11 protein-coding genes and 1 pseudogene are annotated in these 11,665 nt (G+C 40.5%); 10 read left to right on the top strand and 2 right to left on the bottom strand.

All coding sequences use genetic code 11. The features are described from left to right. The 10 genes and pseudogenes from HPS54_RS12100 to HPS54_RS12055 all read left to right on the top strand — a co-directional run. A pseudogene (locus tag HPS54_RS12100) lies at positions 1-111 on the top strand (IS982 family transposase); the annotation flags it as partial. Positions 112-135: 24 nt separating this feature from the next. Beyond that, positions 136-2,001 carry a patatin-like phospholipase family protein gene (locus tag HPS54_RS12095; RefSeq protein WP_216653082.1) on the top strand — a complete coding sequence of 622 codons (1,866 nt, stop codon included), beginning with the start codon at positions 136-138 and terminating at the stop codon, positions 1,999-2,001. 155 nt (positions 2,002-2,156) lie between these two features. Continuing rightward, on the top strand, positions 2,157-3,938 hold the full coding sequence (locus HPS54_RS12090) for a biotin/lipoyl-binding protein (protein ID WP_172345698.1): 1,782 nt from the start codon (positions 2,157-2,159) through the stop codon (positions 3,936-3,938). Positions 3,939-4,063: 125 nt separating this feature from the next. Further along, positions 4,064-4,600, top strand: a complete 537-nt coding sequence (locus HPS54_RS12085) for an HDIG domain-containing metalloprotein (protein ID WP_172345697.1) — start codon at positions 4,064-4,066, stop codon at positions 4,598-4,600. A gap of 114 nt (positions 4,601-4,714) precedes the next feature. Then, complete coding sequence (locus HPS54_RS12080; RefSeq protein ID WP_172345696.1) at positions 4,715-5,113, top strand: GtrA family protein; 399 nt, start codon at positions 4,715-4,717, stop codon at positions 5,111-5,113. Positions 5,114-5,592: 479 nt separating this feature from the next. After that, positions 5,593-6,576 (top strand): TolB family protein, encoded by a 984-nt coding sequence (locus tag HPS54_RS12075; protein ID WP_172345695.1) that lies wholly within the window; start codon positions 5,593-5,595, stop codon positions 6,574-6,576. A gap of 718 nt (positions 6,577-7,294) precedes the next feature. Beyond that, positions 7,295-9,031 (top strand): tetratricopeptide repeat protein, encoded by a 1,737-nt coding sequence (locus tag HPS54_RS12070; RefSeq protein ID WP_172345694.1) that lies wholly within the window; start codon positions 7,295-7,297, stop codon positions 9,029-9,031. Positions 9,032-9,192: 161 nt separating this feature from the next. Continuing rightward, complete coding sequence (locus HPS54_RS12065; RefSeq protein WP_172345693.1) at positions 9,193-9,546, top strand: DUF3244 domain-containing protein; 354 nt, start codon at positions 9,193-9,195, stop codon at positions 9,544-9,546. 15 nt (positions 9,547-9,561) lie between these two features. Beyond that, positions 9,562-9,840 carry a hypothetical protein gene (locus HPS54_RS12060; RefSeq protein ID WP_172345692.1) on the top strand — a complete coding sequence of 93 codons (279 nt, stop codon included), beginning with the start codon at positions 9,562-9,564 and terminating at the stop codon, positions 9,838-9,840. A 74-nt stretch (positions 9,841-9,914) separates the two neighbouring features. Further along, complete coding sequence (locus HPS54_RS12055; RefSeq protein WP_172345691.1) at positions 9,915-10,430, top strand: leucine-rich repeat domain-containing protein; 516 nt, start codon at positions 9,915-9,917, stop codon at positions 10,428-10,430. Here the strand turns inward: HPS54_RS12055 and HPS54_RS12050 are convergent. Together HPS54_RS12050 and HPS54_RS12045 are read right to left on the bottom strand one after the other, a co-directional pair. Next, positions 10,347-11,186, bottom strand: a complete 840-nt coding sequence (locus HPS54_RS12050) for a DUF4268 domain-containing protein (RefSeq protein ID WP_172345690.1) — start codon at positions 11,184-11,186, stop codon at positions 10,347-10,349. The two genes, HPS54_RS12055 and HPS54_RS12050, sit on opposite strands and share 84 nt — an antisense overlap. A gap of 20 nt (positions 11,187-11,206) precedes the next feature. Next, a complete protein-coding gene (locus HPS54_RS12045; RefSeq protein WP_172345689.1) occupies positions 11,207-11,428 on the bottom strand; it encodes a helix-turn-helix transcriptional regulator in 222 nt (73 codons plus the stop codon). Positions 11,429-11,665 lie beyond the last annotated feature (237 nt).

Here is an 11,665-nt window from a genome sequence, read left to right as displayed (position 1 = left end):
AATGGTTTGTTTGCCAGAATCATTGGCAAAATTAGTGCACTTACCATTCTGCAATACGTAAACTTCATTAACGACAAGCCCATTGGCAGAATTAAGTATGCATTAAATTAATTCCGCCAACAGGTTACTTATATATTGTCCAAGCCTATCACACCGGCTCTTAAGGATAATGTTGCAGCAGGAGGACTGATACAGGGGACAAACCTGTCAAACCTGTTTACCCGTCTTACTACGGGCTATCATGACTCGATAGACTTTGACAGTCTGCCCATACCGTTTGCCTGTGTGGCGACAAACATTGTGGATAACACCGAATATGATTTCAGAAACGGCAATCTGGCGACGGCGATGCGTGCCAGCATGTCCATACCGGGGGCTTTCACGCCCGTGCGTCTGGATACGCTTGTGCTTGTAGACGGCGGACTGCGCAATAATTATCCGGCAGACCTTGCAAAGCATATGGGTGCTGATATTATAATAGGAGTATCCGTTCAAGGACAGGCACGTACGGCAGACGAACTTTATAGTGGTGCAAGCATACTGTCGCAGATAATAGACGTAAACTGTAAGAATAAGTACGACGAGAACTGGAGTATTACCGATGTTCCCATAAAAGTGGATGTGAAAGGATACTCGGCAACCAGTTTCACAAAGGTGGCGATAGATACTCTTATAAACAGAGGTGAGAGCGCTGCCATGGAACAGTGGAATGAACTGATGAAGATAAAGCGCAGTCTGGGACTTCCTGATGATTATATGCCGGTACGCAAGGGCACGGCAGGAAAATCCTTGATGCCGTCACGGTTCAAGCTCGTAGCGGTGGAGTTTGACAATGTGGATGATTATGACAAGCGGTATATTATATCCAAGTATGATATAGGTACGTCGGACAGTGTATCTTCCGGACAGATTGAGAAGGCGGTGGTGGCAATGTATGCCGACCTGATGTATACCGATGCCGGCTACAGTCTTGTAAAGAAAGGTGGGGGATATGTTCTCCGCATAACGGCAAAGTCTAAGAAAATAAGCGACATAGATCTCGGTGTGCGTTTTGATACGGAGGAGATGGTTGCCTTGCAAGGGAGCATATCGTATAGAGTCCGTGCAAAGCTGCCCGTAAACCTTGCATTTGTCGCAAGATTAGGAAAGCGCATCATGTCGCGTATAGATGCGGATGTAATGCCGTTAAGATTCAGTAAGATAGGACTGTCGTATATATTCAGGCACAACGACATCAACATGTACAGCAACGGAAGCCGCGATTATAACTTTACTTACAATCATCATTCCGTGAAACTAAGACTGTTCGAGGCAGAGGCAAGGAATGTACAGATAAGCCTTGGTGCCGGATGGGACTACTATACATTCCATGATGTGCTTACAGGTGAGAACGCCGGCGGGCAGGAACTTGGCGGAAGCAGGTTCTACAGTTATCACATAAGGACACATTATGATTCGGAAGACGAGTGGCTGTTTACCACCCGTGGTGCCAAATTTGAAGCAGGATACGGGTATTATACGGATAACTTTGCCGATATGGACGGACATAAGGGGATAAGTATAGCCGATGTTATGTGGCGCATGTCTTTCCCTTTGGGCGGAAAGTTTGCCATACAGCCAATGCTTTACGGGCGCCTGATAGCAGGAGGGAACGTGCCTATGATAATGCGAAATGCCATCGGCGGCAACCGTTTTGCCAACTATCTGGAACAGCAGATGCCTTTTTCCGGAGTCGGCAACGTTGAGTTTGCCGACAACATGTTCGTTGCATTCAGACTAAAGGGGCAGTATCGTATGACAGAGAACAACTATTTCATGCTGTTTTTTGCCGCAGCACAGGAGAGCGGCAAGTTTGCCAATGTGTTTGAACACGATCCTGTGCTCGGCTGCAACCTCTCTTATTATTACAATACAATGTTGGGACCGCTTGGCGTAACGGCGGGTTATTCGGACCGTACAAGAAAACCATATCTTTACGCGAGTTTTGGTTTCGACTTTTAAAGCTGTTCCGGCGGCAGTCCGTACCGTGTATGTGGTTTCTTGAATATTTGAATGGGTGAATGTAATTATTTCCTATAAATATACATGCGGTTAATAAAAAATCGCTATTTTTGCAGATATAGAAAAACACTGTCAACTATTTAACTATTTAAGACATGAAAAAGAGAATTCAGTTCAGCCTTGTCTACAGAGACATGTGGCAGGCTTCAGGCAAGTTTCAGCCTCGTAAGGACCAGTTGGAACGTATAGCTCCGGCGATTATAGACATGGGATGTTTCTCTCGTGTCGAGACCAATGGAGGAGCCTTTGAACAGGTAAACCTGCTTGCGGGCGAAAATCCTAACGATGCTGTAAGGGCATTCTGCAAGCCTTTCAACGATGCAGGCATCAAGACACACATGCTCGACAGGGGGCTGAATGCTCTGCGTATGTATCCTGTGCCTGACGATGTGCGCCGTCTTCAATACAAGGTGAAGCATGCACAGGGTGTGGACATCACGCGTATATTCTGCGGTCTGAACGATGTACGCAATATAATACCGAGCATAAAGTGGGCGCTTGAGGCGGGAATGACACCGCAGGCAACTCTGTGCATAACAACTTCTCCGGTACATACGGTAGAGTATTACAGTGACATAGCCGACAAGCTGATTGCTGCCGGTGCAACGGAGATATGTCTCAAGGATATGGCGGGCATAGGTCAGCCGGCAATGCTCGGAAAACTGACAAAGGCAATCAAGGAAAAACATCCCGACATAATAATACAGTATCACGGACACTCAGGACCGGGACTGTCCATGGCTTCGATACTCGAAGTGTGCAACAACGGTGCCGACGTTATAGATACGGCTATGGAACCGCTGTCGTGGGGAAAGGTTCATCCCGACATCATATCGGTTCAGAGCATGCTGAAGAACGAGGGTTTTGACGTGCCCGAGATAAACATGAATGCCTATATGCACGCACGGTCGATGACGCAGGAGTTCATAGACGAGTGGTTGGGTTACTTCATCAACCCCGGAAACAAGCACATGAGTTCGTTGTTGCTCGGTTGCGGATTGCCCGGCGGCATGATGGGAAGCATGATGGCAGACCTTGCCGGCATACACCGCTCTATCAATTCAATACTCAAGAGCAAGGGACAGCCCGAGTATTCTACCGACGATATGCTTGTGAAGTTGTTCAACGAGGTTGAATATGTGTGGCCGCGTGTGGGCTATCCGCCACTCGTAACGCCGTTCTCGCAGTATGTCAAGAACATTGCCCTGCTGAACCTGCTTACCATGGCGCAGGGCAAGGGGCGGTTCGTAATGATGGACGATGCCATGTGGGGCATGATACTCGGCAAGAGCGGTACGATACCCGGTACGATAGACGAGGAGCTTGTAGAGCTTGCCAAGAAGAAAGGATACGAGTTTACTGACGCCGATCCGCATACGCTTATACCCGATGCCCTTGACGGTTTCAGAAAAGAAATGGCAGACAACGGCTGGGACTGCGGTCAGGACGATGAAGAGCTGTACGAACTTGCCATGCACCCTGAGCAGTATCGCGACTATAAGAGCGGAATTGCCAAGAAGCGTTTCCTTGCCGACTTGCAGAAAGCAAAGGATGCAAAACTCGGAGCCTCGCTTTCTCCGGAGGAGATAGCAGCGTTCAAGCATGCAAAGGCGGATGCCATTGTAGCTCCTGTCAAAGGACAGATATTCTTCGAGTTCGGTGGCGGAAGCGAGTGCGTGCCTTGTATAGAGCCGTTTATCGGCAGTGAATACAAAGAGGGCGACACTTTCTGTTACATACAGGCTCCATGGGGACAGATAATGCCGATAAAGGCATGTCTCGGAGGCAAGCTTGTGGAGATAGCAGCCAAGCAAGGCTCTAAGGTAAATAAGGGTGACGTTATAGGATATATCGAGAGAGAACATAAAGAGGATTGATTTGATTAGTGAGGGTGTGTCAAACAAATAATCATACTCTTGTAGGGACTTTACTTTTATACGCAAAGGTAAAGTCCCTACACGCAGTAAATATTGAGTTTTGATACACCCTTTTTTTTAATATCATGGATTGGGAAAAGATTGTAGACAAGTATTATAAAGGAAATGCCGAACTTAAGGACATACTGGTGCGCCACAGCATGTCGGTGGCGCAGAAGGCATTGCGCATAGTTGCGGCACATCCGGAACTTGGTGCAGACCGCGACTTTGTGTATGAGGCATCCATGCTTCATGACATAGGCATAATATATACCGATGCACCCGGGATAAAGTGCTACGGCACGGAACCATACATACGGCATGGAATACTGGGTGCGGACTTGTTGCGCAAGGAAGGACTTCCGGCGCATGCAAGGGTATGCGAGCGGCATACGGGGGCAGGACTGTCGCTTGAAGACATAGTGTCGCAAAATCTTCCCTTGCCGCATATAAGTCTGCTGCCCGAAACAACGGAGGAAAAGATAATATGCTATGCCGACAAGTTCTTTTCAAAGACACGCCTTGATACGGAAAAGACCGTTGAACAGGCTGCACGCAGTCTTGCCAAGTTTGGTGACGAAGGAGTGGGGCGTTTCATGGAATGGTCGCGGATGTTTGAATGATATTGCATGGTTTTTAAGTGAATGTCCGGATTTATAATGATGACAATATCAGTTCTGCCATAACATTTCTTATTTATATATGCGTTTGATTTTCAGTTTTTAATTGTTGTAAGTATGTTATCGTTTGACAGATTGGTTAAAGACAAGAAACAGGCAGGAGAGGCATTGCGTTTTGTTATTGTCGGGGCTTTAGCCACGGCTATACACTATGGAATATATTACGTGCTGCAGCTGGGCATCGATGTAAATGTGGCATATACTGCGGGATATGTCGTCAGTTTTATCTTCAACTATATTCTTTCCGCCCGCTTTACGTTTCGCAAGAAGACATCCGTAAAGAACGGACTGGGCTTTGGCGGTGCACATGTAATAAACTATCTGTTGCAGGTTTGTCTTCTCAATATATTTCTTTGTCTTGGCATAAGTCGTTCGTTTGCCCCCGTTCCGGTTTATTGCATAGCCATTCCGGTAAACTTTATGATGGTGAGATATGTGTTTGGCAGGAGGGACTGATATAAAATCCACAATTCTTTATTATCTTATTATATTATTTCTACAATAGAAATAAAAAACTTTTTATGTTGTTTGGTCATAAGGAAATATTGCGTATCTTTGCATGTGCAGTGGATTGTCCGAAGATATGCTTCATGTTTCCATACTGATAAGTAAAGGGCAAAAGTACTGCATGGAATGGTCTTTGTGGTGTCAAAGAACAACATTGTTAAATAAATGGGTGTTATTGAAATTATCTTCAACTGACAAATTCTCGCAAAATTTGAATGTGATACGGAGATAATAGCGATAGCGTCATATCCATTGGTATATCCTTTTTTATAAAAACCGATATATTCTATGGGTGTGGGCTATTGCTTTATCTGTATCATGGGCAATGCGAGAAGCCTGTCAGTGGATAAAGCAATATTGTTCCCACACCTTTTAATGTTTTATAAAAGCCGATATATGGGGACTACAGGCGTAACTAATAAAATACGATGAAAAGAACATTTTTTTGTATCACCGTGGTTGCTGCAGTATTTACAAGTTGCAGTAGTACGCAGTTTGCAATTACATCCGGTGATGAACACTTGTCTGCACTGACGAAAGTAACTGACAGTGAAGAGCCTTGTATCAATCCTTATGGAGGAGACAATGGTCAGAATCTTTTTTATGCAGCGCGAGAGGGTGGACGTTATTTTAACATCTTTAAGAAAGAAAACCCGTTTGCCAGTGCATCAAGTCAGAAGACAAGTGGAAAGAACCTTAATTATCAGCCGTTTTACAGCCCTGCAATTGACAAGATTGTTTTCAGATGTCAGAATGAAGGCAGTTCAACTTCAGACATATTTATGATGGCTGCGACAAACGGCAAGACACTGACACAGATAACCGAAAGTTCCAATGCCTATGAAGGCAACCCTTGTATATCGAGCGACGGCAAACTGCTTGTTTATGACAAGGTTGCATATTCTTATGCCCGTTCAATGAATTTAGGTTCATTGCTGTTTGGCTTAGGAAGCAATATTACGATAATAGAGAATAGCGAAATATGGTTGCGCAATCTGGAGACAGGTGAGAATATATTGCTTGGTAACGGATATCAGCCTCGTTTGTCACCTGACAACAAGACTATTGCCTATGTAAAATATGCGTCGGATGCAAAGAGTTGCGGTATCTGGACCATGGGACTTGACGGAAGTAATCAGGTTCAGATAACAGACGCGAAAAAGGGTTATGCTCATAATCCGTGCTGGAGTCCGGATGGTAAGCGTATTGTTTTCCAGTCATTGAAAAAGGACAAGAAAGATTTTGACATATATGTAATAAATGTAAACGGAGATAACCTTACCCAGTTGACGGTAAACAAATCTTATGATGCCGAGCCTTATTGGACAACAGACGGATATATCTATTTTGTTTCAGACCGTGGAGGAAAGAAAGGCAATTATCAGATATGGCGTTTCAAAATAGATGACTGATGAATTGCAATAATTAAGATTACATATTAAATAATATGTGGCGATACTTTTAGTATAAAGATATCGCCGCATATTGTCATGAGGGTATTCCCGGATTGTGTATACCGTGTTTGCGGATGCTCATATACATGGGTATACTCTCATTTAATTTTTGTATTTCTTTATTCCTAATGTTATATGCAAATTGTTTTTATCTTATTATAGATCATAAAAGCTATGCTTCTTTTGTCAGAAGCAATGTTGTATTACAGTTTTTATATGCTATATATAAGTTTCGTAAAGCTATGCTTTTCAAGGCAAAAGGCATAGTTTTACGCATTAAAAAGCATAGCTTTTTTAATCATAAAAATTGGCAGTTACGTTTTGTAACAATTATCCCTCTTAAAGTATCGGATTGATATCGGTGCCGGATTAAAGTCCTGATGTGATTTTAATATTTTAGAGAATATTATTACATTTGACTTCACCTTCGGCTTCGTCCAATATACTCTCGCTCGGCAAAAAAACAAATAAATTTGTTGTTTTGCTCTCGACTTATGCGTATATTGTGACTCACAAAATCGGCTTCGCCACCGCGAACCGAGCTAAAGCCCGACTTTCGCTATTTTGTTTTGTCGAATATTCTGAGTATATTTGTGGTGATAAAAAGTAGACATCTGATGTGCAGGTATAAAGAAAACCTTTAAAAACTGCCCTGATACTAATATTGCTATTGATCATGAAACACTTGTTATACATATCTATACTTGTTACAGTTTTTATTATAGCGGCATGCTCCGGGCATTCTTTCCGGAGTTCATTGCTTGTGGCAGACAGTCTGTCTTCCGCAAATCCTCAATTTGCCGTGAGCATGCTTGATTCCATGCGTGCCGAAATGGCTTCAGCTCCTGAGCATGAGCGTATGTTTTACCGTCTGTTGTGTATAAAGGCGGCAGACAAGGCATATATACAGCACAAGTCAGACACGTTGATATTGCCCCTTATAGAGTATTACGAGAAACATGGAGATAAGAAACTGTTGGCAGAGACATATTATTATGCCGGCAGCGTTTATCGTGACATGAACGATGCCCCTATGGCGCTCGACTATTTTCAGAAAGCATTGGATGTGATGCCGAAAGATGCAGACTTAAGATTAAGAAGCAATACGTGTTATCAGATGGGAGAATTATTTTTGTATCAATATTTTTATGATGAAGCTGTTAAAATGTATCTTGAGGCTTATCATTATGACAGCATTAATAAAGATATAGTTGCGGCAGTTTATTGTTTGGAGGCTTTAGGTTATACATATAATAAAAAGAAACTAAAAGACAGCAGTCTTGTTTATTATAACAAAGCGTGTAGTCTTGCCCGTAAAAATAATGATAAGAAGTTGGAGAAGTCTGTATTATGGCAGATGACATCTTTTTATATAGAACATAAGGAATATGAGAAAGCAAAGGGATGTCTGTTCCCCTTATTGTATTCTGATACAATTAATATCAATGCACGATATGCAATGGCTTCAGATATTTATATGAATACGAAACAATATGATTCAGCAAAATATTATTGTAATATTCTTGTAGAAACAGGTTCTGTGTATGCTAAGCAGAATGCAAGCAGGAAACTTGTCGAAATTTATCTTAAAGAAGGGCGTTACGATGAAATGATAAAGTCTTTATGTTTATATGAGCAATATAGAGATTCTGTAAATAATATAACTGCTACAGAAAGTGTAGTACGTATGAATGCTATTTATAATTATCAAATACGTGAGAAAGAGAATCTTAAGTTAAGAATAGAAAATTCTCACCGTTTAGTTGTCATTATATTGATATCAGTATTTTGTTGTATATGTATCTTGTTATTTGTATTTTATAGCAGACGTGCAATACAAAAACGATTGAGATTAGAATTGCAAATCCAAATCTTAAAACGTATAGAAAAGGAAAGAAACGAACATAGTTCTGAATATATAAAAGAGAATAACAAGAAAATAAGATTGTTGGAAGAACAGTTAAATACGGCAAATCATAAGACCAAAGAATTGATGTCTCAATTAATGGAACAGAAGGCAGACTTGCTTTTTGCAAATGAGAAGGCTGAGCGTGAAATTAAAAGGAGGGACTTTATTGCAGAAAGATTGCTAAATTCTAATGCATATAAACTAACGAGGTCTAAGTTAGAACAAAGCAAGAATATAACGAAGAAAGAATGGGATGAAATAGATATTTGTGTAAATGATATTGTTGAAGTTTTTAAAACGCGCCTTTACAGCCTCTATCCCATAAGTGATCAAGAGTATCGTATGTGTTTGCTTATCCGTTTAGGTTTTGGTATAAGAGAAATAGCATCTTTATTAAACAGAAGTACCGGTGCGATGTCTCTTGCAAGGAAACGTCTATACATTAAAATGTTTGGTAAAGAAGGTTATGCCGTAGATATCGATGAATTTGTTAAATCATTGTAAGTTAGCGTGATATCACTGATTTGTAAAATATTTGTAAACAGATTTTCAGGTGGAAGGTTAATGGTATATAAAATGTAAAATATTTGTAAACTCATTTTATATAATCACGCGCTTTTTTATTTGTACTTTTGAATATAAGTTTAACTTTAAATGTAAAAAGTATGAATAAAAAGGTTTTAATGACGTTTTTAGTTGTGGCGTTTAGAATAACGTCACATGCAGGAAACATTGTTACATTGAATAGCTCTTTTGATGATAGAGATCGTAATCATCGCTATGAAATACCTGTTGTAACTGATGAAGGTTCTGAAATTGTAATAACCTCCGATACGCTTGTATCAGATGTTCGTGTAATAATTAAAGATGTATCGGGTACTGTTATCAGTGACGAACTTTTAACGTTGCATCCTTCAGACAATATTGTTAATATTCCTGAAGAATATCAGAATGATAAGTATTCGATAGAATTATATTATGATGAGAACTGTCTATACGGATATTTTACTAACCTTTAATAAAAACTAATGACAATGAAAAAACTTTTATTTACAATTGCACTGATTTTAGCATCGGTTGCAGGATTTGCCCAAGTATTACCGCCCGGTGGTTCGATAAGTTTAAGATACATTACGGAGGAAGATGCTTTGAATAAAGTGAAATCTTTGTTTGAGGGGAAAGATGTTGATTATTATATAGGCTCTACATTGATGGAGCATGGTGTCATCCCGATGAACGCGATGTTTAATGACAATGCTTTTTCTGATACAAATGTTGTAGTGAAAGAACAAATATTTCATGATATATGGTAATGTTTCGGAATAAAAAAGTACTTTTGCTAAAACATTTCTACTTATATGATACAAAAACTATTAAAATAAATCTTATGAATAAAGTTTTTCTTTTGATTATTATGTTTGTAGCGTCATGCTACACTAATGCACAGGTTGTACGTACAGTGGAACTGACAAAGGATGATGACCTGAGCGTGTTGCTTGGAGATGACAAGTACAAGTTAGAAGCTGTTGCAGTGACTGGTTATCTGAGCCATGCCAATATCAAGGTGCTTAACGATTGCAAGTTGAATGGAATGTTGAGAAAACTCGATATGAGTGGGTGTGACGTAGAAGACGGATTGATACCGGATTATGGTTTTAGAGGATATATGTCAAGCAGTGCCTGGTTTACAAGTTTGAAGCTTCCGCGAAATCTTGAGACCATTGGTGAAGGAGCCTTTACGTATGTACATGTGGAAACCATAGATTTTCCTTCAACATTGAGGGTTATAGGTAATTCCGCCTTTTTTAATGCATCTGTACTAAAAAGCATTATAATACCGGAAGGAACAATCGAGATTGGGGACAGGGCTTTCTGTTTCTGCATCGTCTTTGTATACAAGTAACGCATCAAAGTATTTCTTGTTCATGTCATCCCCAAGATATAATTGGACTGTTATTTTCTGTTCTCTTGAATTAAGAAGAAGACAAATCTGGAAATTTGAACGTCCTATAGCAATATTCATCCAGTGGTTATAAGAAGGAGATTGGGCACGGAACTTCTTGGATGGGTTATTAAGCATATATTCACAAAAGGCAGACCAAAATTCATATCTATACAGTTCTGCTTCTGTGCGCTTTTCATTAGATGTCTGACTAGATGATGTGCGAACATCTTTTGACCAACCATTTGGTTTTGCGATAACATTAAATATTGGAGCTGCGGGACTACTACCAATCTTTATCAACCCTATTTCCACACCAAAGAAATTGAACTCTTTGTCTGTAATACGGTTCAACCAGTCAATGGCAGCTCGATGTTCTTCTGTAAAGCGTTCGGCAATCCAAATAATAGTCACAGCATCAAGTCCCGCAGCGTATGTCAAAATCTGCCCTAAATGATTATGGTCAGTTTTCTCCAACTGGTTTTCTACCAACACTAGTTTGTCTGTACCGGAATCTACACAAAGGATGTCAGCACGGAAAGGACCAACATGTTCTTCCTGTGCTTTAACTTCAAGTTCATTCATTCCAAGTGCATCTGCAAGCAGAGACATATTATCCTCTGTTGCAAGCCATGGAGTAAAGTCTGTTGCCTCATTCTGCCAGCAGTCACGGAGATCAACTTTTGTAATCTTTGACAGATTTATTGATGTTGCCATATCTCTTTCATTTAGAACTGTTATATCTTCTTTGTAGGAACAATCAAATCTCTGGCATCAACATTTAGGCATTCTGCAATCTTTACTAATGTCTCTAATCCTGGCTGTGCCGTATTAGTACACCATTTTGATACAGTAGCTTGGTCTTTATTTAACTGTACCGCCAGCCATTTATTTGTTCGTCCTTGTTCTGTTAATACAGATTTAATACAATTGATGCTTTTCTTTATTTGTGCAGCCATGCTATGTACTTTTATTCATCTGTTGCAAAATTACATAAAATATCCCAAAATAGTTGTAATACGCAAGAAAACATTTGCGTTTTAGGTAAAACAAGGCAAAATAATATCTAAAAATCATTGCTGTCCCATTAAAATCCAAAATAGTTCTTTGAAATGTTTGAAATTTAGTTAGTTACAGAGATTTTTCGAGCGCGACGATTTCACGACGATTTCATTTGATACCTTTGCCGCCTATAA

It is taken from the genome of Xylanibacter caecicola, from assembly GCF_013166515.1.
In the GTDB taxonomy this organism is placed as follows: domain Bacteria; phylum Bacteroidota; class Bacteroidia; order Bacteroidales; family Bacteroidaceae; genus Prevotella; species Prevotella caecicola.
This window is presented reverse-complemented; position numbering and strand designations above follow the sequence as displayed.